Annotated in this window: 27 protein-coding genes and 3 tRNA genes; 9 read left to right on the forward strand and 21 right to left on the reverse strand. The window is 65.5% G+C overall.

Annotation, left to right across the window (positions count from 1 at the left end; all coding sequences use genetic code 11):
• The first annotated feature begins 24 nt into the window (after window positions 1–24).
• Entirely contained in the window at window positions 25–1,455 is a 1,431-nt protein-coding gene (locus WJU27_RS09630; RefSeq protein WP_341421982.1) for a glycosyltransferase family 39 protein, read from the forward strand.
• A gap of 30 nt (window positions 1,456–1,485) precedes the next feature.
• Window positions 1,486–1,560: transfer RNA gene (locus WJU27_RS09635), tRNA-Arg, on the forward strand.
• A 163-nt stretch (window positions 1,561–1,723) separates the two neighbouring features.
• Here WJU27_RS09635 and WJU27_RS09640 read toward each other — a convergent pair.
• Window positions 1,724–1,954 carry a hypothetical protein gene (locus WJU27_RS09640; RefSeq protein ID WP_157257212.1) on the reverse strand — a complete coding sequence of 77 codons (231 nt, stop codon included), beginning with the start codon at window positions 1,952–1,954 and terminating at the stop codon, window positions 1,724–1,726.
• On the opposite strand from WJU27_RS09640, the gene WJU27_RS09645 reads away from it, so the two are divergent.
• Window positions 1,953–2,957, forward strand: a complete 1,005-nt coding sequence (locus WJU27_RS09645) for a methyl-accepting chemotaxis protein (protein WP_341421983.1) — start codon at window positions 1,953–1,955, stop codon at window positions 2,955–2,957. The two genes, WJU27_RS09640 and WJU27_RS09645, sit on opposite strands and share 2 nt — an antisense overlap.
• Window positions 2,958–2,983: 26 nt before the next feature.
• Here the strand turns inward: WJU27_RS09645 and WJU27_RS09650 are convergent, their stop codons facing one another.
• Window positions 2,984–5,185 carry a RelA/SpoT family protein gene (locus WJU27_RS09650; RefSeq protein WP_020163965.1) on the reverse strand — a complete coding sequence of 734 codons (2,202 nt, stop codon included), beginning with the start codon at window positions 5,183–5,185 and terminating at the stop codon, window positions 2,984–2,986.
• 136 nt (window positions 5,186–5,321) lie between these two features.
• On the opposite strand from WJU27_RS09650, the gene WJU27_RS09655 reads away from it, so the two are divergent.
• Entirely contained in the window at window positions 5,322–5,513 is a 192-nt protein-coding gene (locus WJU27_RS09655) for a YqaE/Pmp3 family membrane protein (RefSeq protein ID WP_020163964.1), read from the forward strand.
• 9 nt (window positions 5,514–5,522) lie between these two features.
• Here WJU27_RS09655 and WJU27_RS09660 read toward each other — a convergent pair whose 3' ends face one another.
• A complete protein-coding gene (locus tag WJU27_RS09660; protein ID WP_341421984.1) occupies window positions 5,523–6,347 on the reverse strand; it encodes a quinoprotein dehydrogenase-associated SoxYZ-like carrier in 825 nt (274 codons plus the stop codon).
• Window positions 6,348–6,478: 131 nt separating this feature from the next.
• On the opposite strand from WJU27_RS09660, the gene WJU27_RS09665 reads away from it, so the two are divergent.
• From WJU27_RS09665 to fliR, 5 genes are all read left to right on the forward strand, one after another.
• Window positions 6,479–7,168 (forward strand): Crp/Fnr family transcriptional regulator, encoded by a 690-nt coding sequence (locus WJU27_RS09665; RefSeq protein ID WP_341421985.1) that lies wholly within the window; start codon window positions 6,479–6,481, stop codon window positions 7,166–7,168.
• Between the two features lie 134 nt (window positions 7,169–7,302).
• Window positions 7,303–7,704, forward strand: coding sequence for a flagellar biosynthetic protein FliO (fliO, locus tag WJU27_RS09670; RefSeq protein ID WP_341421986.1), 402 nt, complete (start codon window positions 7,303–7,305; stop codon window positions 7,702–7,704).
• The gene (fliP, locus tag WJU27_RS09675) at window positions 7,701–8,453 is read left to right on the forward strand and encodes a flagellar type III secretion system pore protein FliP (protein ID WP_341421987.1); all 753 of its coding nucleotides are present in this window, start codon (window positions 7,701–7,703) and stop codon (window positions 8,451–8,453) included. Before fliO ends, fliP begins: the two co-directional genes overlap by 4 nt.
• 13 nt (window positions 8,454–8,466) lie before the next feature.
• Complete coding sequence (gene fliQ, locus WJU27_RS09680; RefSeq protein ID WP_341421988.1) at window positions 8,467–8,736, forward strand: flagellar biosynthesis protein FliQ; 270 nt, start codon at window positions 8,467–8,469, stop codon at window positions 8,734–8,736.
• A gap of 1 nt (window position 8,737) precedes the next feature.
• Window positions 8,738–9,511: a flagellar biosynthetic protein FliR gene (gene fliR, locus WJU27_RS09685; protein WP_341421989.1), complete on the forward strand. Its 774-nt coding sequence runs from the start codon at window positions 8,738–8,740 to the stop codon at window positions 9,509–9,511.
• Between the two features lie 470 nt (window positions 9,512–9,981).
• Here fliR and rpoS read toward each other — a convergent pair whose 3' ends face one another.
• From rpoS to WJU27_RS09775, 18 genes are all read right to left on the reverse strand, one after another.
• On the reverse strand, window positions 9,982–10,935 hold the full coding sequence (gene rpoS / locus WJU27_RS09690; protein WP_019919013.1) for an RNA polymerase sigma factor RpoS: 954 nt from the start codon (window positions 10,933–10,935) through the stop codon (window positions 9,982–9,984).
• A 5-nt stretch (window positions 10,936–10,940) separates the two neighbouring features.
• Window positions 10,941–11,906, reverse strand: a complete 966-nt coding sequence (locus WJU27_RS09695; RefSeq protein WP_341421990.1) for a peptidoglycan DD-metalloendopeptidase family protein — start codon at window positions 11,904–11,906, stop codon at window positions 10,941–10,943.
• Window positions 11,903–12,559 carry a protein-L-isoaspartate(D-aspartate) O-methyltransferase gene (locus tag WJU27_RS09700; RefSeq protein WP_019919015.1) on the reverse strand — a complete coding sequence of 219 codons (657 nt, stop codon included), beginning with the start codon at window positions 12,557–12,559 and terminating at the stop codon, window positions 11,903–11,905. The genes WJU27_RS09695 and WJU27_RS09700 overlap by 4 nt, the downstream gene beginning before the upstream one ends.
• Window positions 12,556–13,299: a 5'/3'-nucleotidase SurE gene (gene surE / locus WJU27_RS09705; RefSeq protein ID WP_020163958.1), complete on the reverse strand. Its 744-nt coding sequence runs from the start codon at window positions 13,297–13,299 to the stop codon at window positions 12,556–12,558. The genes WJU27_RS09700 and surE overlap by 4 nt, the downstream gene beginning before the upstream one ends.
• A 220-nt stretch (window positions 13,300–13,519) precedes the next feature.
• Window positions 13,520–14,851, reverse strand: a complete 1,332-nt coding sequence (locus tag WJU27_RS09710) for an SLC13 family permease (protein WP_341421991.1) — start codon at window positions 14,849–14,851, stop codon at window positions 13,520–13,522.
• 141 nt (window positions 14,852–14,992) lie between these two features.
• Window positions 14,993–15,069 (reverse strand) — tRNA-Pro (locus WJU27_RS09715).
• Between the two features lie 67 nt (window positions 15,070–15,136).
• Window positions 15,137–15,505 carry a MerR family transcriptional regulator gene (locus tag WJU27_RS09720; protein ID WP_020163956.1) on the reverse strand — a complete coding sequence of 123 codons (369 nt, stop codon included), beginning with the start codon at window positions 15,503–15,505 and terminating at the stop codon, window positions 15,137–15,139.
• Entirely contained in the window at window positions 15,489–15,797 is a 309-nt protein-coding gene (locus tag WJU27_RS09725; protein WP_008062640.1) for an integration host factor subunit alpha, read from the reverse strand. Before WJU27_RS09725 ends, WJU27_RS09720 begins: the two co-directional genes overlap by 17 nt.
• Window positions 15,798–15,830: 33 nt before the next feature.
• Window positions 15,831–18,200 (reverse strand): phenylalanine--tRNA ligase subunit beta, encoded by a 2,370-nt coding sequence (gene pheT, locus WJU27_RS09730; RefSeq protein WP_341421992.1) that lies wholly within the window; start codon window positions 18,198–18,200, stop codon window positions 15,831–15,833.
• 12 nt (window positions 18,201–18,212) lie between these two features.
• Window positions 18,213–19,244, reverse strand: coding sequence for a phenylalanine--tRNA ligase subunit alpha (pheS, locus tag WJU27_RS09735; protein ID WP_341421993.1), 1,032 nt, complete (start codon window positions 19,242–19,244; stop codon window positions 18,213–18,215).
• 69 nt (window positions 19,245–19,313) lie between these two features.
• The gene (rplT, locus tag WJU27_RS09740; RefSeq protein WP_024300567.1) at window positions 19,314–19,673 is read right to left on the reverse strand and encodes a 50S ribosomal protein L20; all 360 of its coding nucleotides are present in this window, start codon (window positions 19,671–19,673) and stop codon (window positions 19,314–19,316) included.
• Window positions 19,674–19,685: 12 nt separating this feature from the next.
• A complete protein-coding gene (gene rpmI, locus WJU27_RS09745; protein ID WP_019919094.1) occupies window positions 19,686–19,883 on the reverse strand; it encodes a 50S ribosomal protein L35 in 198 nt (65 codons plus the stop codon).
• 164 nt (window positions 19,884–20,047) lie between these two features.
• Window positions 20,048–20,635, reverse strand: coding sequence for a translation initiation factor IF-3 (gene infC / locus WJU27_RS09750; RefSeq protein ID WP_081629073.1), 588 nt, complete (start codon window positions 20,633–20,635; stop codon window positions 20,048–20,050).
• A complete protein-coding gene (gene thrS / locus WJU27_RS09755; RefSeq protein ID WP_341421994.1) occupies window positions 20,598–22,520 on the reverse strand; it encodes a threonine--tRNA ligase in 1,923 nt (640 codons plus the stop codon). Before thrS ends, infC begins: the two co-directional genes overlap by 38 nt.
• A gap of 196 nt (window positions 22,521–22,716) precedes the next feature.
• Window positions 22,717–22,793 (reverse strand) — tRNA-Val (locus WJU27_RS09760).
• A gap of 65 nt (window positions 22,794–22,858) precedes the next feature.
• Window positions 22,859–23,650: a 3'-5' exonuclease gene (locus tag WJU27_RS09765; RefSeq protein ID WP_296809978.1), complete on the reverse strand. Its 792-nt coding sequence runs from the start codon at window positions 23,648–23,650 to the stop codon at window positions 22,859–22,861.
• Between the two features lie 37 nt (window positions 23,651–23,687).
• Window positions 23,688–24,098, reverse strand: a complete 411-nt coding sequence (locus WJU27_RS09770; protein WP_296809976.1) for a YdbL family protein — start codon at window positions 24,096–24,098, stop codon at window positions 23,688–23,690.
• Window positions 24,095–24,274 carry a hypothetical protein gene (locus WJU27_RS09775; RefSeq protein WP_051091699.1) on the reverse strand — a complete coding sequence of 60 codons (180 nt, stop codon included), beginning with the start codon at window positions 24,272–24,274 and terminating at the stop codon, window positions 24,095–24,097. Before WJU27_RS09775 ends, WJU27_RS09770 begins: the two co-directional genes overlap by 4 nt.
• Window position 24,275: the final 1 nt, after the last annotated feature.

Here is a 24,275-nt window from a genome sequence, read left to right on the forward strand (position 1 = left end):
GATGTGCGGCGACACTGCGACGCCATGAACGCCCCTGCTTCCACACCGTCGCACCGCGCCCCGTGGCTGCTGCTCTTGCTCTATTTCGGCGCCCACATCGTGGCTCGCACGCTGGTGTCGGACGCGCTCGAACTGGACGAGGCCGAGCAGGCGCTGTGGACCCAGCAGCTGGCCGCCGGCTATGGCACGCAGCCGCCGCTCTACACATGGCTGCAGTGGGCGGTGTTCCAGGTGGCCGGCGTGTCGGTACTGTCGCTGTCGCTGCTGAAGAACACGCTGCTCGCATCGACCTACGCCTTCGTCTGGCTGGCCGCGCGCCGGCTGATGGCGCCGCCGCTCGCGCTGCTCGCCGCGGCGTCCATGCTGCTGATTCCGCAGATCGGCTGGGAATCGCAGCGCGACCTGACGCATTCGGTGCTGGCCACCGCCGTCGCCACCGCCACGCTGTACGTGGTCGAGCGACTGATCGAGAAGCCGCGCCCGCTGCTCTACCTCGCGCTCGGCCTGTGCGCAGCGCTCGGCCTGCTGTCCAAGTACAGTTTCGCGGTCTATCTGGCCGCACTCGGCTTGGCGGTACTGCTGTCGCGCGACACGCGGCCCATGCTGCGCAGCCCGTGGCTGATCGCGGCGGCGCTGCTGGCGCTCGTCGTGCTCGCGCCGCACGCGCTGTGGCTGCTCGACAACTGGCAGCTGGCCAGCGCCCGCACGCTGGAAAAGCTGGACGCCGTGCCCGGTATGGCGGGCGGCGTCGTGCGCGGCCTGAGCAGCCTGCTCGGCGCCACGCTGGCCACACTGGCCGCGCTGGCGCTCGCCTTCGCCGCGATCTTCGGCCGCGCCGCGTGGGCGCCCACCGCCGCATCGCCACACTGCCGCCTGTGGGGCCGCTATCTCGGACTGCTGGCGCTGCTGATGATCGCGCTGGTGGTGGTCGGCGGCGCCACTCATTTCAAGGGTCGCTGGCTGCAGCCGCTGCTGTTCATGGCGCCGCTGGCCTTCTTCTGCTGCCGACCGCAGCTGAGCACGCACTCGCGGCTGTACTGGCTGCGCGGCACGCTCATCGTGTTCGCGCTGCTCTACCTCTTCATGGCCAGCATGCGGCCGGTATTCGACGGCTGGCGCAACCGGCCGGACGAACTGAACGAACCCGCGGCCGAACTGGCGCTCGCGCTGCGCAGCGCCGGCTACGACGGCCGCGCGCCCATCGTCACCCACGACCCGGTGCTCGGCGGCGTACTGCGCGTGCGCTTTCCGCGGGCGCAGGTCGTCGTCTGGAAGGACGACGCACCCGCGCCGCAGATGCAGCCGGGAGCGCACTTACTGATCGGCCGCGGCGAAGCGGGCCGCGCGATGTTCGACCGCGCCGGCACGGGCGACTATGCCCTGCTCCGCCTGCGCTACCGCCACGCCCACCCCGGCCACCCGCCGATCGAATACCGCTACACCCTCGTCCGCTGACGCGGCGCGCGGTTACAATCGCGCCCCTGCGGCTCCATAGTTGAATGGATACAACAACCCCCTCCTAAGGGGTAGGTACAGGTTCGATTCCTGTTGGGGCCGCCAGCCCTCTTCCCGCTCCGCAAGACCCGCCCTCCCTTCGCTCCCCTCGACGCTTTCCTTCCCGGTCTCCGTACCGAACCATTCCCGGGAAAAATTCACACAAAGACCGTAAAGGCCAGAGGGGCTTTTCCGATATCACTTTGGTCGTAGATCGGACAACAAGAAATCATGCGGAAAGGAAGCGCGAAATGAGCAGGAACACGGGTGTGAGAGGTGACGACATCGCGACATGGATTGCGATCGCAGCCAGCGCGGGCTGCGCCGCCCTGAGCTTCAGCCAGCCCCCCGGCTGGACGATCCCGGCACTGATCGGCGTGGTGATTGCCAGCCTGGCCGCATCACGGGTGATGAGCAGCAGAGCGCGGGCGCGCTTTGCGGCAAACCAGCGCGCGCGCATGGCGGAGATCGACAGGAATGTGAGCCAGTACGACGACCTGTGCGCGGCCCTCGCCGGCGGCAGCCAGGAGCAGTTCGAGCGACTGCGAGAGGCCCTGGCGCGCTCGCAGGACGTGGTGGCCGGTGCAGCGGCCAACCTGCGGGAAACCAACGGCCGCTCGAAACTCCGGGACATGGTCGAGGAACTGCGCCTCCTCGCGACGGACGAGGAACAGGCAAGCCGGCGCGAGGAGATCGGACGGTTCGCCGCGCAGACGCAGGAGGCGCTGTCCGGATTCGTACAGACGGTCGAGGCGCTCAGCGCAGGCAGCGCCGCGATCTCGGCGCGTTTCGATGGCGTGCGCGGCAAGCTCGACGAAGTGCGTGGCCTGATCGGCCAGGTCAACCAGATCAACCGCCAGACCGAACTGCTGGCGCTGAACGCGGCGATCGAAGCCGCCCGGGCCGGCGAAGCAGGACGGGGGTTCGCCGTCGTCGCCGACGAGGTGCGTAAGCTCGCTCAGCGGACCGAACAGTTCAGCGAGGAAATCAGCACTCTGCTGAGTGATGTGCACGAGGCAATCAGCGAAGCAGGTGCCGCGGTGTCGGCGTCGGCAAGCACGGACATCGGCGCGGCACGCGAATCCGAAGCACACGCGGCCCAGCTGTGGCAGCAGATGTCGGACATCAACCGCCACGCGGCAGAGCAGGCGGACCGCATCAACCGCCTGTCGGCCGCGATCCACGAGGCCGTCATGCAGGGCATGGTGTCTATGCAGTTCGAGGACATGGTGAGCCAGCTGCTGGCAAAGGTCGGCGAGCAGACCGAACTGATGGCGCGTTACGTGAACGGCGTGTTCGATGCGCACCGCGACCGCGAACAGCGCGACGGCATCGCCCGGGTCGAGAAACGCAACGAGGTGCTGTCACGCCTGCTGGCCGATGCGCGCGAGGCCGCGCGGTCGATGACCCTGCAATCCGGGCCGCGCGGCACGATGAGCACCGGCGAGGTCGAACTGTTCTAGTGCACGGGGCGTCGGCGCGCCGGCAATCAGCCGCGCCGCGTCTCGACCACGCCGTCGACGTCGCGGATCAGTCCGAGCACCTTCTGGATCTGCCCGACGCCAGCGATCTCGACGGTGAAGCTCATGCGCGCCATGCCCGCCTTGGACTGCGTGCTGACCGCAGTGACGTTGATCTTCTCGCGCGACAGCACTTCCGAGATATCGCGCAGCAGGCCCTGACGGTCGTGCGCCTCGACGTGGATGTCGGCAGCGAAGCGCGCGTCCGGATCGCGGCCGGCCACTTCGCCCCATTGCGCGTCGATCACCCGCTCCGGGTTGCGCGCCACCATATTGATGTAGTTCGGGCAGTCGCTGCGGTGGATGGCCACGCCGCGACCGCGGGTGACGAAGCCGGAGATCGGGTCCGGCGGCGCCGGCTTGCAGCAGCGGCCGAGCTGGGTCAGCAGCTTGCCGACGCCTTCGACCAGCACACCGCGTTCGCCGGTGGCGCGCGGCGCGCGCGGCTTGATTTCCGGCTCGTCCGGCGGCGGCTCCTCGCCCTTCAGTGCGACGTGGATGGCGCGCGGACCGACCTCGCCGTGCGCGCAGGCGATGTGCATCGCATCGACGCTGTTGTAACCCAGCTTGTTCGACAGCTCTTCCAGGCTGGTCTGCGACGCGCCCTCGCGCGCCAGTTCGCGCGCCAACCATGCGCGGCCTTGGGCCAGCGTTTCGCCTTCCTCGATCTGGGCGAACCAGCGGCGCACCTTCACCCGCGCGTTGTGCGTGGTGATGTAGCCCTGCTGCGGCACCAGCCAGTCGCGCGACGGTCCGCCCTGCTTGGCGGCGATGATTTCGACCCGCTGACCGTTGTCGAGCGGCGTGTTCAGTGGCACCAGCTGGCCGTTCACGCGGGCACCGCGGCAGCGGTGGCCGAGGTCGGTGTGCAGGCGGTAGGCGAAGTCGACCGGCGTCGCGCCCTGCGGCAGGTCGATCACCTTGCCCTGCGGCGTCAGCACGTAGATGGTGTCGTCGAGCGCGGCGCGCTTGAACTGCTCCACCCACTCGGAGTGATCGGCGATTTCGTCGCGCCAGGACAGCAGCTGCCGCAGCCAGGCGATCTTGTCGTCGTAGTCCTTGTCCTGGCCTGACCCTTCCTTGTAGCGCCAGTGCGCGGCCACGCCCATCTCGGCGTGGCGGTGCATGTCCCAGGTGCGGATCTGCACTTCGAGCGAACGGCCATCCGGCGCGATCACCGCGGTGTGCAGCGACTGGTAGTTGTTGCCCTTGGGCTGGGCGATGTAATCGTCGAATTCGCGCGGCAGCGGATGCCAGAGCTGGTGCACGATGCCGAGCGCGCCGTAGCAGTCGCGCACCGAATCGACCAGCACGCGCAGCGCGCGCACGTCGTACACCTCGGAAAACTCCAGCTTCTTCGCCCGCATCTTGTTCCAGATGCTGTAGATGTGCTTCGGCCGCCCCTGGATTTCGGCCTTGATGCCGGCCGCTTCCAGCTCGGCCTTCAGCTTCACCATGGCGTCGGCGATGAAGGCCTCGCGCTCGACCCGCTTCTCGTCGAGCTGCTTGGCGATGCGCTTGTAGGTGTCGGGTTCGAGGAAGCGGAAGGACAGGTCTTCCAGTTCCCACTTGAGCTGCCAGACACCCAGCCGGTTGGCCAGCGGCGCATAGATGTCGAGCGATTCGCGCGCCATGTCGAGGCGGTCGTCGTTCGGGTGCGCGGTGAGCCAGCGCAGGCTCTGCACACGCGAAGCGAGGCGCAGCATGACTACGCGCACGTCGGCCACCATGGCCAGCACCATCTTGCGCAGCACCTCGGCCTGATCGCCGCCGGCGTCGTTGCCGGTCACGCTCTGCGAAGCGTGGGCGCGGGTGATCAGGCGCAGGTTGTCGAGACGCTGCAGGCCGGCGACCAGTTCGGCGACCGCCGGGCCGTAATGTGCCGCGATGTGTTCGCCGGCGTCGTCCTGCACCTCGTGCAGCGGAAACAGCAAGGCCGCCAGCCGGGTTTCGAGGTCGAGCCGCAGCGAGGCGCAGATCAGCGCCTGGCCGACCACGTGCTCGTGCATCGGCTCGCCGGTGCCGAGCCAGCGCTCGGCATACAGCGGCGTCACCATGTCGTGGGCGCGGCGCAGCGTGTCCGCTTCGGCGTCGCCCAGACCGTCGGTCAGCAATTCGAGTGTGGTGCGCGCCGCGTCGGCGCTGGAGAGGGAATGAACGACGGATACCATGCCGCGATTATCCCGGATTAGCTGACAGGCCGCTTGCGGCGGAGCAGCATCGCCAGTTCCGGGCGCTTACGCGGGCTTCAACTCGACCGCTTAATCTTGTACCGTTGAGCGCACTTCGCTCAACCGGGAGTCCGTCATGCGACTGCTGCTCGCAATCTTCCTGCCCTTCATGGTGTTCTTCACCATCGGCCGCCCGGTGGCCGGCATCATCTGTCTCATCCTACAGCTCACGCTGCTGGGCTGGATTCCGGCCGCTCTGTGGGCGGTCTATGCACTGAGCCAGTACAAGACCGAGAAGAAGATCGAGGAAGCGCTCAGCCGGCGCTGAGCGCCCGACTTACTTCGAACTGGCGAGCGCGCCGCCCTTCACGGCGACGGTCTGGGTGAAGGTGAGGTCCTTCGAATCGATCACCCTCGCCTGCAGTTCGCCACCTTCCTGTGGCTTGAACTGGAAGCGCAGCTGCGGGTTCTCGCTCAATGCGAAGTCGACGTCGGCGGTCAGCAGCGTGCGGCCGGCGTAGCTCACTTCGATGCGGCGCACGAAGTGAGCCGGCGTGAAGTGGCGGGTGACCTGGTCCATCTGCATGCCGTTCAGGTTGGGATGGCTCACCATCAGCGTCGCGGCCGCGGCACTTCCGGCGTCGTTCTCGACCTTGAGCTTCATCCTGCCCAGCCGCGCCATCGCTTCCTCGAAGTCCTTGCCGGCCGGCGCCGAACAGCCGCCGGAGGCGCGCACGAACTTGCTGGACGCGTGCAGCTTGCCATCGCTGGTTTCGGCCACCGCGCGCATCCAGGTGTATTGCTCGACGCGGACGCGGGTTTCGATGTCGGCGCGCCCCGCCTCCGGGCTCAGCGTGATCGCTGCGGCCACCGGCGTCGGGTTGCCGTCGATGATGAGCCACAGCTTGCGGATGTGCCGCTCGGGCGTCTGGTCGATCCGCGCACGCAGCGCCACCGGCACCACCGCGGCGTCCTCGGCACGGAAGGGCGCCTCGATCTCGATCACCTCGTTCGATTCGACGATTTCGCGTCCGGCAAACACCGTGGCCCGCACGCCCTGCCAGACTTCGGTGTCGGACGAAGGCTCGTCGGCCGCACCGGCCGGCAGCAGCCACAGCGCTGCGCAGGCGCACAACAGCGCGCGCAAGGAATTCAGGGACATGGCGGTCTCCTCCGTTGTCGTTTGCCTGCGATTGAACGCGCCGCCGTGCCGGCGATCTGCGACTTAGTCACATTCGCTGCGCACCGACGGGATAGCATCCCTCGACAACAACAAAGATGGATGGAGGAGTCATGAGCCGATATGTCGGCGCGCCCGGTCAGTGGCGCGACTGGATTACGCACTTCCCGCGGCTCGCCGACCTCGAACCGGCGGCACGCGAGGAACTGCTCGCCAACAGCTTAGAGGTGCGGCTGTCGGCGGGCGAGACCGGCTACCGCGAGGGCGACGCCTGCAACAACTTCATCCTGCGCATCGAAGGCTGGTCACGCATACAGCGGCTGTCGGCCAATGGCCGCGAAGTGCTGCTGTACCGCGTCGGTCCGGGTGACTCCTGCGTGCTCACCACCTCATGCCTGCTCGGCGTGGCGCGCTACCCGGCTGCCAGCACGGCGGAAACCGACCTGCGCGAGGTGGCGATCGCCGGCGCCACCTTCCGCAAGCTGCTGAACACCTCGGACGAGTTCCGCCAGTTCGTGTTCGAACACTACGGCCGGCTGCTGTCGGACATGATCGCCCTGCTCGACGAACTGAAATTCCGCCGCCTCGACGCCCGCCTGGCCGACCTGCTGCTCGCGCGCACGGCCGACGGCGCAGCGCTCGAAGACACGCAGAGCCGCATCGCCACCGACCTGGGCAGCACGCGCGAACCGGTAGGCCGCATCCTGAAGCAGTGGGAGCGGCGCAACTGGATCGCGATGACGCGCGGACGCATCGAGGTACGCGAGCGCGAAGCACTGACGGCGCTGGCGGCCGAGGGCTGAGCGCAGCGGATTCAAGTACCACAGGCGCGTCCGTGCCCTCGCGCCACGGCGGCAGAAATTGCCGCCCGAAACCGGGTCTATTCCCGGTCTGACCATAGCGGCCCGCGCGTTAACCTGCGGCCATGAAGATACGCATGGCTCTCCTGTTGCTCGCATCGAGTGGCGCATTGCACGCCGCCGACGCGGCTGCTCCCGCGACGCCGCCAAGTGGCGCCGGCGCAGTGATCCAGATGCTGGGCGCGCTCGGCGTCGTGCTGGCGGCGCTGTTCGCGGTGCTGTGGCTGCTGCGCCGCATTTCCGGCGGCAAGCTGGCCGGGCCGGCACCGATACGCACGGTCGGCGGCATCGCGGTCGGCTCGCGCGAGCGCGTGCTGCTGCTCGAAATCGGCGAGCACTGGCTGGTGGTCGGCGTCGCGCCCGGTTCGGTCACCGGCATCGCCACGCTGCCGCGCGGTGAGTTGCAGCAGAGCAGCGCACAGCCGGCCGCCGCCGATTTCGGCGCGCTGCTCGCCCGGTTGAAGGCGCCCCGCTCATGACGCGCCGCCTGCTCCCGCTGTTCGGCGCCGGTGCTGTCGCCGCCGCACTTGCCCCGGAGGTGCTGGCGCAGTCGATGCCGGCGCTGACCAGCACGCCGGCGCCCGGCGGCGGTACCAACTGGTCGCTGTCAATACAGACGCTGCTGCTGCTGACCAGTCTGTCCTTCCTGCCGGCGGTACTGCTGATGATGACCAGCTTCACCCGCATCATCATCGTGCTGTCGCTGATGCGCCAGGCCATCGGCACGCAGAGCAGCCCGCCCAACCAGGTGCTGATCGGGCTGGCGATGTTCCTCACCTTCTTCATCATGGCGCCGGTCGGCGAGCAGATCTATGCCAACGCCTACCAGCCGCTGTCTGAAAACCGCATCACCTTCGAACAGGCGCTGGACATCGGCTCGAAGCCGCTGAAGGCCTTCATGCTGAAACAGGTACGCGAGCCCGACGTCGAGCTGTTCATGCGGCTGTCGAACACGCCCAAGGTGGCCAACCAGGAAGAACTGCCGATGCGCGTCGTCGTACCCGCCTATGTCACGTCGGAGCTGAAGACGGCGTTCCAGATCGGCTTCATCGTATTCATCCCTTTCATCATCATCGACATGGTGGTCGCGTCGGTGCTGATGTCGATGGGCATGATGATGATGTCGCCGGTCATCGTGTCACTGCCGTTCAAGCTCATGCTGTTCGTGCTGGTCGATGGCTGGAACCTGATACTCGGCACGCTGGTGTCGAGCTTCGGCCAGATCTGAAGGAGCCGTACCCATGACCCCCACCACCGTCGTCGACATCGGCCGCCACGCAGTCGAAATCCTGCTCATCCTGTCGGCGCCCATGCTCGGCGCCGCACTGATCACCGGTCTCATCGTCAGCATCTTCCAGGCAGCGACACAGGTGAACGAAATGACGCTTTCCTTCATCCCGAAGCTGATTGCGGTGTTTCTGGTCATCGTGCTGGCCGGGCCGTGGATGATTACGCTGATGACCGACTACATCCGTCGCCTCTATTCGTCCATTCCGTCGCTGATCGGCTGACGTGATCAATCTGTCCGCCGCCCAGCTCGACCTGTGGATGGCGGGCTTCCTGTTTCCGCTGGCCCGCATCCTGGGACTGATCGCGACAGCGCCCATTCTGAATAACCGCGCGATTCCGGCGCGCATCCGCATGGGCTTCGGCGCGGCAATGACGCTGGCGCTGATCCCGGCGCTGCCGCCCTCGGGGCTGATCGTCGGCTCGTGGCCGGGTCTGCTCGCATTGCTGCAGCAGATGCTTATCGGTATCGCGCTCGGCTTTTCGATGCGCGTCGTGTTTACCGCGATCGATCTGGCTGGCGAACTGATCGGTCTGCAGATGGGTCTGGGCTTCGCGATGTTCTACGACCCGGACAACGCCGCGCAGTCGCCGGTGATTTCGGAGTTTCTCGGCCTGCTCGCGATGCTCATCTTCCTGTCGATCAACGGCCACCTGATGTTGCTGGCGGTGATCGGCAACAGCTTCGAGTGGTGGCCGGTCGGCGCCGACCTGTTCCCGGCCAGCGGCTGGATGGCGATCGCACGCTGGGGCAGCACCATCTTCTCGGCCGGCGTGATGCTCGCACTGCCGGTGATCGCGGCGCTGCTAGTGGTGAACATCGCACTGGCCGTGCTGACCCGCGCTGCACCGACGCTGAACCTGTTCGCGATCGGCTTCCCGGTCACGCTGATCGCCGGCTTCGTCATGCTGCTGCTGTCGATGCCCTTCTTCGCCCCGGCGCTGCAGCAACTGTTCGACTACGGCCTGCGCACCGTAGCGCAATTGGCGATGGGGTGAAGCGGGGGTTTCGCGGCGCACTGCGCCGCGCCCGCTGAACGGGCTGGCCATGCAGGGCCAGCCCTGGGGTCGTCGATCAGCGCGGGCATACGCAGAAGGCATACCCGTGATCGCGCCTGACGAACGGGCTGGCTGTGCAAAGCCAGCCCTGGGTTGGTTGATCAGCGCGGGCATACGCAGAAAGCCTGCCCCTGATCGCGCCCGCTGAACGGGCCGGCCATGCAAGGCCGGCACTCCTTCAAATGGGGCTTCGCGCGCCCCCCTTTGCCGACTCAACGCGGGTGTCGCTTGAACCCGACACGATGCGGCATCACCCGCCGCGTCGCGGTCAGAAGACCGCTCCTACAAAGAGCGCCGCGCGGGTACCCGTGGGAGCGGTCTTCTGACCGCGACTGCAGCGCTTGCAGAAGAGACGCCGTCGCATCACTGAGCACGAAGCGCCCGCGAGCGCGGGAGAGCCACTCAGGAATCTACAACAACACGTCCCTCGACACCCCCGCCCGCCGCAATATCTTGCGCAGCTGCGCCAGCGCTTCGAGCTGGATCTGGCGCACCCGCTCTCGCGTCAGGCCCAGCCGTTCGGCCAGCTCTTCCAGCGTCGCGATCTCGCAGCCATTGATGCCGTAGCGGTACTCGATCACCGTGCGCTGCTTGTCGCCGAGCTGCGAAATCCAGGTGTGTACGAGTGAGCCGATCTCGGCGTTCTGGATCTGCACGTCCGGCCCGTCCTGCTCGTCATCGGCCAGCGATTCGCCGATGGACAGCGAAGGGTCGATGTCCAGCGGCGCGTCGAGCGAGGCGGTGTGCTCGTTCAGCGACAGGATGTGGCGCACGTCCTCGACCGGCTTGGCCAGCAGCTGCGCGATGTCCTCGGCGCAGCAGTCGCCGCCGCTGCGCGATTCCAGGCTGCGCATTGCGCGCAGCACCTGGTTCAGCTCCTTCACCACGTGTACCGGCAGCCGTATCGTGCGCGACTGGTTCATGATCGCGCGCTCGATGTTCTGCCGTATCCACCAGGTGGCGTAGGTCGAGAAGCGGAAACCGCGCTCGGGATCGAATTTCTCCAGAGCGTGGATCAGGCCGAGATTGCCCTCCTCGACCAGATCGAGCAGCGGCATGCCGCGGTTCAGGTAATGCTTGGCGATATTGACGACCAGGCGCAGGTTGCGCTCGATCATGATCTGCCGCGCCTCGAAGTCGCCGAGGCGCACGCGGCGCGACAGCGACAGCTCCTCTTCCGGCGTCAGCAGCGGGTTGGCGCCGATCTCGTTCAGGTAGAGCTGGGTCGCGTCGCCGAAGAACTCCGCCTCGGCGGGCTCGACCGCCTCGACCACCGCTTCCGGCGTATCGATGTCGCTGATCGCCGCGTCGTCCTCGATGGGCTCGACGGGTTCGGCATCATCAGGCAGCGACAGATCGGACATGGCGGCTATCTCGGTGGCAGATACTTCAGCGGATCGACGGGCTTGCCCTGGCGCCGTATTTCGAAGTGCAGCCGGGGCTTGCCGGCTTCGGTATCTGTGTCACCGAGCTCGGCTATCCTTTGTCCGCGTTTCACCGTATCGCGTTCCTGAACCAGGATACGGCTGTTGTGCGCGTACGCGGACAGATAGGTGTTGTCATGCTTGATGATGACCAGTTTGCCATAACCGCGCATCGCCTCGCCCGCATACACGACACGTCCGCCGGCCGCGGCGAGCACCGGATCACCGAGCTTGCCGCTGACATCCACGCCCTTGCTCGATCCTTCCCCGAAGCGGCCGATGATGCGGCCCTGTGCCGGCCAGCTCCATTCGATACCGTCCTCCGAGCGGGACGACTCGGGCGCGACGACGGGCGTTGCCGGCGTCGTCGCGGCCGCTGCAGCAGCCGGTGTCGGTGCCACGGTGGCGGCTGCCAGTGGCGCCCCCTTCATGCGCGCCAGCGCCTCTTCCGAATAGGCTTCGACGCCACCGCGCGGCTCACGCTTCAGCACGGCACTGTTGGCCGGTTCCGCGGTCGGTGCAGCAGTTGCCGCCGCTTGCTGCGGCGCCGGCTCGAGCGGTCGGGACTCGACCGCTCCCGGCGTCACGATGGGACGTATTTCGACCGCGCCCTCAGGCGGCACGACACGCAGTTCCTGCCCGACGCGGATCAGATTGGGGTTCTCGATGCGGTTCCAGATGACCAGATCACGCCAGTCCTGACCATGCTCCAGCGCGATACTGTAGAGCGTCTCGCCCTTGGACACGATGTGGAAGCCGGCACGTGTGGCCGGCGCTGCGGTCGCCGCAGGCGCAGCCGTCGGTGCGGCTGCCGGCGCCGAAGTGCGGTCCTCCACCGGAGCCGGACGCGTGCCGGCGCACGCGGCCAGCAGCAGGCTCACGACGGACAGCGCACACAGCCTTCTATTCATTCAACCCCCGGCAGGAGCGGCACGAAGCGCACCGCATCCAGTTTCGATTCGACAAAGCGATGCTGCGGCTGATGCTCGATCATGCGCAGCGTCTGGTCGCCGGCGCCCACCGGCAGGATGAGGCGGCCGCCTTCGGCCAGCTGTTCGAGCAGCGGCATCGGAACGGTGGTGGCCGCCGCGGCGACAATGATTGTATCGAAGGGCGCTTCCGCGGCCAGACCGACCGTGCCATCCGCATGTTTCAAGCGCACATTGGGCAGACGCAGCGGACGCAGATTGCGCTTGGCCAGTTCGAGCAGCGGCGCGATGCGCTCGACCGCGTAGACGTCCTTTGCCAGCTTCGACAATACGGCGGCCTGATAGCCGCAACCCGCACCGACCTCCAGCGTCTTGCCGAGAGGACGTCCGCCGACGCGCAGAAGTTCAATCATGCGCGCGACGATGAAGGGCTGCGAAATGGTCTGCTGATAACCGAGCGGCAGCGCCGTATCTTCGTAGGCACGGCTGCGCAGCGCCTCTTCGACGAACTGATGGCGCGGAATGGCCTGCATTGCCGCCAGCACGCCCTCGTCGCGGATGCCTGACGCACGCAGTCGATCGACCATGCGCGCCCGTGCGCGCGTCAGCGCGAGGCTCTCGTCCTTCGACGTCATGCGCCCAGCCAGTCCCGGACCTGCCCCATCTGGGCCACGTGCGTGAGGTCGATCTGCAGCGGCGTGATCGACGCAAAGCCGTTCGCCGTTGCATGGAAGTCGGTGCCGTCGCCGGCGTCCTGCGCGGCACCTGCGGCGCCGACCCAGTAAACAGTCTCGTTGCGCGGGTTGATCGTGCGCACCACCGGTTCCGCCTTGTGGCGCCGACCCAGGCGGGTGATCTGTATCCCCTTCAGTTCCTCGGTCGACAGGTCGGGCACGTTCACATTGAGCAGCACCGGCGCCGCAAAGGGTCGCTCGGTCAGGCGGCGCACCAGGTCGCAGGCGATGCGGGCAGCGGTTTCGTAGTGCGCACTGCCCTTGCGTGTCATCGACATCGCGATGGCCGGCACGCCCAGCAGAAAGCCCTCGGTGGCGGCGGCGACGGTGCCCGAGTAGATGGTGTCGTCGCCCATGTTCGCGCCGTCGTTGATGCCGGACACGACGATGTCCGGCAGATGGTCGAGCATGCCGGTCACTGCCAGATGCACGCAGTCCGACGGCGTGCCATTGACATAATAGAAACCGTTGCGCGCGCGGCGCAGGATGAGGGGGCGGTCCAGCGTAAGGGAATTGCTGGCGCCGCTGCGGTCGGCCTCGGGGGCCACGACGGTCACATCACCGACCTCTGTCAGCGCACGGGCAAGCGCCTCGAGGCCGGGGGCAAAGTAGCCGTCGTCGTTAGACAACAGGATGCGCATGAAAGGCTGCGGAACGAAGGTTGCGACCGGACGCCTGGGTGCCGGTCGAGTGCGCCGGAGCTGCGGCCGGATTGCGGTCCGGATGTCGGCGACGCACATGGGAAAACGGCGCGAGGTCTTGCCGTCGGGCTTGCCGGCACACCGCCGCACGCCCTGCCGGAGCCCCGCGAAATCAGCCGCGGACTATAGCACGGCGCCGCGCACAGCCGTCCGGACGCGTTCAGAGTACGCCGACGAGAGCGGAGATCACCAGGATGCAGACCAGGTTGAGCAGCAGCCCGCACCGCATCATGTCGCGCGCCGCGACGGCGCCGGTGCCGAACACCAGAGCGTTCGGCGGCGTTGCGACCGGCAGCATGAAGGCACAGGACGCCGAAATCGCCGCGGCCACCGCCAGTCCCCGCGGATCGAGGCCGACATCGGGCGCCAGCGCAACGAGCAAGGGCACCAGCAGCGCCGCAGTAGCGGTATTGCTCACCAACTCCGTCAACATGACCACGAAGGCCACCACGCCGAGCACGATCAGCCAGCCCGGCGCGTCGGCCATCACGCTCAGCAGACGGTCGGACAGATAGCTGCTTGCACCGCTGCTTCCGAGCACGGCACCAAGTGCAAGCCCGCCGCCGAACAGCAGCAGCACGCCCCACTCGGTCTGCCGCTCGACGTCCTTCCACTCGACCGCCCGGCCCGCCACGAGTGCACTCAGCACGATCAACGCGATCAGCGCATCGATGTCGCCGGCCACACCCAGCAGGCGACCCAGCGGTGCGCCGAACACCCAGGCCAGCACCGCGCAGGCAAACACGACGAGCGTCAGAAGCGCGCCCGGTGTCCACGCGTAATGCTCTTCTGTTACCAAGGGCGCGTCGCCGTCGACAGGTGGCCGCAACAGCAACCACAGCACACCGACCATCAGCGGCATCAGCAGCAGCACCGCGGGAATGCCGAAGCGCATCCACTCGGCGAAGCCGATTCCGGCCTGCGCCGCCGCGATGGCGTTCGGCGGGCTGCCTACCAGGGTGCCGATGCCGCCTATGCTGGCGCTGTAGGCGACCCCGAGAAGCACGAAGGTGCGCTCGCGCGCATCCGCCGTGGCGGGCAGCAGTCCGAGCGCCAGCGGCAGCGCCATGACGGCCGCCGCCGTGTTGCTGATCCACATCGACAGCGCAGCAACGAGCCCGAACAGCAGCAGATGCGCGCGCAGACGACGTCCGCCGGCGAGCGCCATTACGCGACGTGCGAGCAGTCGATCGAGGCCATGCCGCGACAATGCGGCGGCGAGCGCGAAGCCACCGAGGAACAGGAAAATGATGGGATGGGCAAAGGGCGCGAGCGCCTGCTGCACACTCGTCAGGCCCGACAGCACAGCGCACACCGGCACCAGCAGTGCGGTGAGAGTCAGCGGCAGCGCCTGGGTCAGCCACAGTGCGCCGATGAACACGAAGATGGCCAGACCGGCGCGCAGCGTGTCACCGGCCGGACCCAGGACATAGACCGCCAGCGCGATCAACGTCCCCACAACACCGCCGGTCATCTGCGCGGACATGCGCATGGACTTCCTCCGTGCCGAGCGGTACGACGGCGTGGCCGACAACGCTCTGCCGCAGTGACCGCCAGAAAGCAAAAAGCCGTTCCTGAACGGAACGGCTTGAGCAGATCGGCCAGCGCATCAGCACTGCCGGAAACAAACAAATGGTCGGGGCGGCGGGATTCGAACTCGCGACCCCTTGCACCCCATGCAAGTGCGCTACCAGGCTGCGCTACGCCCCGACTCAGCCTGCAAGTATAACAGCGGACTGCCGCTTGCGGGGCCGCGATGCACTAAAAATGAATACGTTCAGCTCAACAGATCGCGCAGCGCTTCGAGTTCGCTGCGCAGCGCCGCGACGTCGATTCCGCCGGTCGATGCAGCGTCGGCCGCCGCCGCACGCGGATCGGAATCGTCGAGCCGGTTGCGCGCACCGCTGATGGTGAAGCCTTCCTCGTACAGCAACTGGCGGATACGGCGCACCAGCAACACTTCGTGGTGCTGGTAGTAGCGCCGGTTGCCGCGCCGCTTCACCGGCTTGAGCTGGGTGAATTCCTGTTCCCAGTAGCGCAGCACGTGCGGCTTCACGCCGCACAGTTCGCTGACCTCGCCGATCGTGAAATAGCGCTTGGCAGGAATTGCAGGCAGCGCCTGCGATTCCTTATTCGTCGTTTCCATCGTAGGCGATGCCCTCGACTGCCGACTTCAGTTTCTGACTGGCATGAAAGGTGACGACACGCCGCGCCGTAATCGGAATCTCTTCGCCGGTTTTCGGGTTGCGGCCGGGCCGCTGCGGCTTGTCGCGCAGCTGGAAATTGCCGAAGCCCGACAGCTTCACGCCATCGCCGCTTTCAAGCGCGTCACGGATTTCGTCAAAAAATGCTTCGACCATATCTTTGGCTTCGCGCTTGTTCAGCCCTACTTGTTCGAACAGCATCTCCGCCAGTTCGGCCTTGGTCAGTGTGGTCATGCGGCTCCCTTCAACTCCTGTCGCCCTGCCGCCTCAGGCGCGCAGCCTTGCCCCGAACTCACGCTGTGCATAGCTCACCAGTTCCTGCACGGCCGCGTCGACTTCCGCGTCCGCCAAAGTACGTTCAGTATCTTGCATAAGTATACGGAAAGCAAAGCTTTTTTCCGTATCTGCAATGCCTTTGCCCTGATACAGGTCGAACAGTGCGATCTCCTGCACGATGCCTGGCGCGACGCTGCGCAGACCGTCGAGCACAGCCGATGCGGCGGTCGTCCGCGGCAGCAGCAGCGCGATATCGCGACGCACCGAGGGCTGACGCGACAGCGTGCGATGTGCCGGCATCGGCACTTCGAGCAGCGGTTCGAGATCGAGTTCGAACAGCACCGGCGCCGAACCCAGCTCGTAACGCTGGACCAGTTCCGGGTGCAGCTCTCCGATGCAGCCGATGACCTGTCCGTCGAGGCTGACCGACGCAGATCGCCCCGGATGCAAAGCCGGATGACGTGCCACCGCGAAGGTCGCCTGACGCGGCCACAGCAGCGCTTCGACATCGGCCTTCACGTCGAAGAAGTCGACCGCGCGCGTGGCGACGCCCCACTGTTCGGCACTGTCACCGCCCCAGGCCAGCGCCGCGATACGCAGCGTCTGTGCATAGCCGGCAACCGGCTGGGCACCGGCATCCTTCGCGAAACAGCGGCCGATCTCGAACACTCGCACGCGTTCGGTCTGGCGACGGCGGTTGGTGGCAACGTTGTCGACCAGTCCACCAATCAGCGTCGAGCGCATGACCGACATCTGGCTGGCGATCGGATTGGCGAGCACGACCGGCGCATCGTTGCCTGCGAAGTCGCTTTCCCAGCGACGTTCGACGAAGGCGAAATTGATCACCTCCTGATAATCGCGGTCAGCCAGCAGGTGACGCAGCGCAAACGCGCCGCGTCGCGCTTCCGGCAGCACTGGCATCGCCAGGCGACCCACCGGCGGCACGGTCGGAATGTTGTCGTAGCCGTGCAGACGCGCCAGTTCCTCGATCAGGTCTTCCTCGATGCGCAGATCGAAGCGCCAGCTCGGCGGCTGCACGATGAAATCAGCACCGTCGCGCGTGAATGCGAGGCCGAGGCGACCAAGCAGCGCAGCGATCTGGTCGTCGCTGAAACGGATGCCGAGCACACGCGCCGCGCGGGCCGGACGCAGGCGCACCGGATCGCGCGACGGCAGTGCGGTGATCTGGTCATCGACCGGACCGGCCTGGCCGCCACACAACTCAAGGATGAGCTGACTGACGCGCTCGACGCCGGCCACCGTGTCGGCGAAGTCGACGCCACGCTCGAAGCGGTGCGCCGCTTCGCTGGAGAAGGCGTAACGACGGGCACGGCCCTGGATCGCATCGGGCAGCCAGAAGGCGGCCTCGACATAGACATTGCGCGTGTCGTCGGTGCACGAGGTCGACGCGCCGCCCATGATGCCGGCAAAGCTTTCGACACCGGCGTCGTCGGCGATCACGCCGCAATCGGTGGTGAGTTCGATGGCCTGTTCATTCAGCAGCACCAGCTTTTCGCCCGCCTTCGCCCAGCGCACATGCAGGCCGCCCTGCACGCGATCAAGATCGAACACGTGGTTCGGGCGGTTCATTTCCAGCATGACGTAATTGGAAATGTCGACCAGCACCGAAATCGAGCGCATGCCGGCACGCTCCAGGCGGCGCTTCATCCAGTCCGGCGTCGCCGCACGGGCGTTGACGCCACGGATGACGCGGCCTGAAAAACGGCCGCACAGATCGGCGTGCTCGACCTTCACCGGCAGCACGTCGGCGATGCTCACCGGTGCGGAGGCAACTGTCGGCAGGCTCAGCGGCGCACCGGTCAGCGCTGCGACCTCGCGGGCGATGCCGGTCATGCCGAAGCAGTCCGCCCGGTTAGGCGTGAGCTTGATGACGAACACATTGTCATCGAGATCGAGGTATTCACGGATGCTGGTACCCACCGGCGCATCGGCCGGCAGCGCGAGCAGACCGGAGGCCTCTTCCGAGATGCCCAGTTCCCGTGCCGAACACAGCATGCCGCTGCTTTCGACACCGCGCAGCTTGGCGCGCTTGATGTCGATGCCCGGCAATTTCGCACCCACGATAGCGCAGGGCACCTTCATGCCTGCGGCGACGTTCGGCGCGCCACAGACGATCTGCAACGGCTCGCCGCCGGCATTGACCTGGCAGACGCGCAGGCGATCCGCGTCCGGGTGCGGTGCCACCGACAGCACTTCCGCAACCACGACGCCGGTGAAGGCCGCCGCCGCCGGATCCAGTTCCTCGACTTCGAGGCCGGCCATCGTCAGCAGGTGAGACAGCGCGGCGGTGTCGATCTCCGGATCGACAAAGCTGCGCAACCACTTTTCGGAAAATTGCATGTCAGTGAAACCTCAGCGGAACTGGCTCAGGAAGCGCACGTCACCGTCATAGAACAGGCGCAGGTCATTGATGCCATAACGCAGCATGGTCAGGCGATCCGGGCCGAAGCCGAAGGCGAAACCGGTGTAGCGTTCGGCGTCGATGTCGCAGTGGCCGAGCACGTTCGGATGCACCATGCCGCAGCCGGCGATCTCCAGCCAGCGCCCGGCCAGCGGCCCGCTCATGAAGGCGACATCGATTTCCGCCGACGGCTCGGTAAACGGGAAAAAGGACGGACGGAAGCGCACGTCCAGCTGATCGGTTTCGAAGAAGCGGTGCAGGAAGTCGCTCACCACACCCTTCAGGTCGGCGAAGCTGACCGATTCACCGACCCACAGGCCTTCGACCTGATGGAACATCGGCGAATGCGTGGCATCGGAATCGACGCGATAGACACGGCCCGGCGCGATGATGCGAATTTCCGGCATCACGTCGACGCCCGCATGACGCGCCACGTGCGCCTGCATGTAGCGCACCTGGATCGGGCTCGTATGGGTGCGCAGCATGACGTCGCTGGCACCTTCCAGATAGAAAGTGTCGTGCATCGAACGCGCGGGGTGATTTTCCGGCGTGTTCAACGCGGTGAAGTTATGGAAGTCGGTTTCGATCTCCGGGCCATCCGCGACGTCGAAGCCGATGCCGCGGAACAGCGTTTCGATGCGCTCCAGCGTGCGCGATACCGGATGCAGACCGCCGCGACTACGGCCACGGCCAGGCAGCGTGACGTCCAGCGCTTCTTCCGCGAGCCGCGCTTCCAGTGCGGCACGGCGCAGCGCGTCGCGACGCGCCTCCAGTGCCGCCTCGACCTTCTGCTTGGCGACGTTGATCGCCGCACCCGCTTCCTTGCGCGCTTCGGGATCGAGCTTGCCCAGCCCCTTGAGCAGTTCGGTCAGGCTGCCCGACTTGCCGAGGTAGCGCGCCTTGACCTGCTCGAGCACGACCGCGTCGGCCGCGGCAGAAAAATCGGATTCAGCTTGCGAAACAAGGGCTTCCAGATCACTCATCGACTTCTACCCGGGTATTTCAGGGACAAAAAAAGGAGGCCTGGCCTCCTTTTTTTGCGTACGGGACGCTCAGGCGGCGAGCTTGGCCTTGGCCTGGTTCGCAATGGCGGCAAACGCAGCCTTGTCGAACACGGCGAGGTCAGCCAGCACCTTGCGGTCCACCTGGATCGACGCCTTGTTCAGGCCGTTGATCAGCGTGGAGTAGGTCATGCCCAGCTCACGTGCGGCGGCGTTTATACGCACGATCCACAGCGAACGGAACTGACGCTTGCGTTGACGACGGTCGCGGTAGGCATACTGCCCCGCCTTCATCACCGCTTCTTTGGCGATCCGGTAGACACTGTTGCGACGGCCGCGGTAACCCTTGGCCTGGTCAAGAACTTTCTTATGACGGGCACGTGCCGTCACGCCACGTTTCACTCTCGGCATGGTTCGGCCTCCTTATGCGTAGGGCAACATGTTGCGGACGCGTGCGTCGTCCGTGGCGTGCACCGCCGTCGTACCGCGAAGCTGACGCTTCGACTTGGTGGTCTTCTTGGTGAGGATGTGGCGCTTGAACGCCTGCGAACGCTTGATGCTGCCGCTCGCCCGGACCTTGAAGCGCTTTGCAGCGCCCTTCTTGGTCTTCATCTTGGGCATGACAAAAACTCCATTTATGTCATCTTCACAGGTGGCCGCGAACCCCTCGCTGCACTTTCAGACCCGTGAATACTTGTTTTGCCGACACTGATGTGTCGGCGACGCGAGGCTTTTGCCTCGCGCATCGCCGGGTATCACCCCGGCAGATTCCTGAGAAGCGTCGGTCAGACCTTCTTCTTCTGGGGAGCCAGCACCATGATCAGCTGTCGCCCTTCAAGCTTCGGAAACTGCTCGACCACAGCCAGTGCTTCGAGATCCGTCTTCACGCGCTCAAGCAGGCGGATACCGAACTCCTGGTGCGCCATTTCACGACCGCGGAAACGAAGGGTGACCTTCGCCTTGTCGCCGTCCTGAAGGAAGCGCGTCAGGTTGCGCAGCTTGATCTGGTAGTCACCCTCGTCCGTACCCGGACGGAACTTGACTTCCTTGACCTGGATCTGCTTCTGCTTGGCTTTCGCCTCGGCAGCGCGCTTGGCTTCCTGGTACTTGAACTTGCCGAAGTCCATCAGACGACAGACCGGCGGCTTGGCAAGCGGCGCAATTTCGACCAGATCAAGGCCAGCCTCTTCCGCCATGGCCAATGCCTGGCGTGAAGACATGATTCCAAGCTGTTCGCCCTCGTCGCCTACGAGGCGGATTTCAGGGGCGTTGATCTCCGAATTGGTGCGCTGCGATTTTTGCTGACTGATGCTCGTACTCCCGAGACGAAAAAAATCAAGCCGTGCGATCGATGCCCCGGGAAGCGATTTCATCAGCGAAACGCTGAATCAGGTCGCTCAAAGGCATCTGCCCGAGATCGATATTTCCGCGGGCACGCACGGCCACCACGTTTGCTGCCTTCTCCTTGTCGCCTACGACAATCTGGTAAGGCAGCTTTTGCAAGCTATGTTCGCGGATTTTATAGTTTATTTTCTCTCCGCGCAAATCGCATTCGACGCGCAGACCGGCGTCGCGTAGCGCATTTGCAACGGTTTGAGCGTAATCGGCCTGGGCTTCGGTGATGCTCATCACGACCGCCTGCACCGGCGCGAGCCACAAAGGGAAGTTTCCGGCGTGGTTTTCGATCAGGATTCCGATGAAACGCTCGAGCGAACCGAGCACGGCGCGGTGCAGCATGACCGGACGCTGACGCGAGTTGTCCTCGGCCACATACTCGGCGTGCAAACGCTCAGGCAGCACGAAATCGAGCTGCAGCGTGCCGCACTGCCACGAGCGACCGATCGCGTCCTTGATGTGGTACTCGATCTTCGGGCCATAGAAGGCGCCCTCGCCCGGCAGTTCTTCCCACTGCATGCCGGACGCCGAAAGCGCGTCGCGCAAGCCAGCCTCGGCGCGATCCCACACGTCGTCGGAACCGGCCCGCTTCGGCGGACGCAGCGACAGCTTGACCGCGACGTCGGTGAAGCCGAAATCGCGATACACGGTCTGCAGAAGTTCGTTGAAGGCGATCACCTCGGACGTGATCTGGCCCTCGGTACAGAAGATGTGCGCGTCGTCCTGCACAAAACCGCGCACGCGCATCAGGCCATGCAGCGCGCCGGACGGCTCGTTGCGGTGGCAGGAACCGAATTCGGCGATGCGCAGCGGCAGGTCGCGGTAGGAATGCAGCGAGTTGTTGAAGATCTGCACGTGACCCGGGCAGTTCATCGGCTTCACCGCGTAGTCACGCTTCTCCGACTCGGTGGTGAACATGTTCTCGCGGTAGTTCTCCCAGTGGCCGGACTTCTCCCACAGCACACGGTCCATCATCAGCGGCGTCTTCACTTCGCGGTAGCCAGCGCGGTCGAGCGCATTGCGCATGTACTGCTCGATCTGCTGCCACACCACCCAGCCCTTCGGGTGCCAGAACACCATGCCCGGCGCCTCTTCCTGCATGTGGAAGAGGTCGAGCTGCTTGGCCAGACGACGGTGATCGCGCTTTTCCGCCTCTTCCAGCATGTTCAGATAGGCGTCCTGCTCATCCTTCTTCGCCCAGGCCGTGCCGTAGATGCGCTGGAGCATTTCGTTCTTCGCGTCACCGCGCCAGTAGGCGCCGGCCACCTTCATCAGCTTGAACACCTTGAGCTTGCCAGTGGACGGTACGTGCGGGCCGCGGCACAGGTCGATGAAATCGCCTTCGCGGTACAGCGACACGTCCTGGTCGGCCGGAATCGACGCGATGATTTCCGCCTTGTAGTGCTCGCCGATGGACTTGAAGAACTCGACCGCCTTGTCACGCTGCCAAACCTCGCGCGACACCGGAATGTCCTTCTTCGCCAGTTCGGCCATGCGCTGCTCGATCGCCACCAGATCTTCCGGCGTGAACGGGCGCTTGTACGAGAAGTCGTAATAGAAGCCGTTGTCGATCACCGGGCCGATGGTCACTTGCGCGTCCGGGAACAGCTCCTTCACCGCATACGCCAGCAGGTGAGCAGTCGAGTGGCGGATCATGTCGAGTCCGTCGGCGTCCTTGTCGGTCACGATGGCCAGCTGCGCGTCGTTCTCGATGACAAAGGAGGTATCGACGAGCTTGCCGTCCACGCGGCCGGCCAGTGCCGCCTTTGCAAGACCTGCGCCGATGGACGCGGCGACGTCGCGCACGGTCACGGCGGATTCGAAACTGCGGACCGAACCATCAGGCAGGGTGATGTTGACCATGGTCTTGCTCCGGAAATCGGTAACGGGGATGTAATGGAATCTGCAGACGAAAAAAAAGTGCGGCCTGGGCCGCACTTTTCTGTCTGCGCACGTCAGAACGTGCGTCTTTGGCTGCAGGCCTCAGGCAGTGATCGATACCGGGGTGAAACGAGTTCGCGGTGTCATAACGCTGCCTTTCAAGCCCTGCAGTGTGTGTTGGTAGGCGCGATTGGACTCGAACCAACGACCCCCACCATGTCAAGGTGGTGCTCTAACCAGCTGAGCTACGCGCCTGAAGAGAGGGCGCAAGTATAGCGAAATCTCGCCCCCGTTCAAGACATTTTTTCACGCCAGTCGAGTCAGGCTGTTTTCCACGCCGCCAGATATTCCTTCCAGTGATCACCCGGCTGGGTCGCCAGCCACTCGCGCACGAAGGCGATCTCGGCGTCGTACTGCGCGCGGTCAAGTACGCCGCGCATCAGCTGGAAACGCTGGAACACGAGGAAGGTATTCAGTACGTCCGTTTCGCAGTAATCGCGGATGCCAGCGATCTCGCCGCGCTGCCAGGCGCCCCAGACAGCCGAGCCATCCATGCCCAGCTTGCCGGGGAAACCGATCAGCTTCGCCAGATCGTCGAGCGGCGCATTGCCGCGGCCCTGATACAGCGCGAGCAGATCCATCAGATCCAGATGGCGCGAGTGATAGCGGCTGATGTAGTTGTTCCACTTGAACTCGCGCGCATCCGGGCCGTCGCCCTCGCCCATTTCCCAATAGCGCGGTGCGGTCACGCCATGGATCAGGCCGCGGTAGTGCAGCACCGGCAGGTCGAAGCCGGCGCCGTTCCACGACACGATCTGCGGCGTCAGCTTCTCGATGCCCTCGTAGAAGCGCTGGATGATCTGGCCCTCGCCGTTCTCCGGCTCGGACAGCGACCACACCTTCAGCGATTTCGCGTCGCGCAGCGCACACGAGATCACCACCACGCGCTGCAGGTGCAGCGGCAGGAAGTCGTGACCGACCGCGGCACGACGCTGCTGGAAGGCGAACTCCGCCACCTCGGCGTCGGACAGCTCATCCGGCAGGTTGTTGAGCGTGCGGATGCCGGCGATGTCCGGAATGCTTTCGATATCGAATACGAGTACGGCGGCCATGAAAATCCCGTGATGACTTTGTGTTGTTCGAATTCGCTTACTTGCGCGACCACTGAGCGCCGGACTGGATGTACCAGCCCGACTGCGCGCGCTCGATCCAGCGCTGGGCAAACGTCGAGCGGATGTCCGCCTCCCATTCCGGGTGACCGTTGGCGCGGGCGATCTCGCGGTAGAGCGCGGCGCGATCCGTGTTCTCCTGCGCGACAAGGCCCTGTACCGCCTGTCGTTGCGCCAACGGCACTGCATTGGCATCGCGCAGCACGACGTTGCCGTCGGCACCAAGACCGACTGCACCGGAGGCGTAATGCGGTGCAAGCTGCGTGTGTCTTGCCTGCATGCTTGACTTGATCTGGCTGATCGCCGGCGTGTTGATCTCGATATTGCCCTGCGCCCATGCCGTCGTCGCCCACATCGCACCGAGCAGGACCATGCGTTTCAGTGTGTTCATTGCTGGCTTCCTTCCGGCTGGGCCTTGCTGTCCTGTTCCTTCTTCAGCTGCCACACCTCGTCGATGATGCGGTCGGCTGCCTTCTCTGCGGCAGCGGCGGGGAAATAGATATTGATGGTGACGCACGCTGCCGACAGCGCAGCACCCGTCAGCATCAGGCAGATCGTCCTGGTCATC

This window comes from Methyloversatilis sp. NSM2, assembly GCF_038066675.1.
Lineage (GTDB): Bacteria > Pseudomonadota > Gammaproteobacteria > Burkholderiales > Rhodocyclaceae > Methyloversatilis > Methyloversatilis discipulorum_A.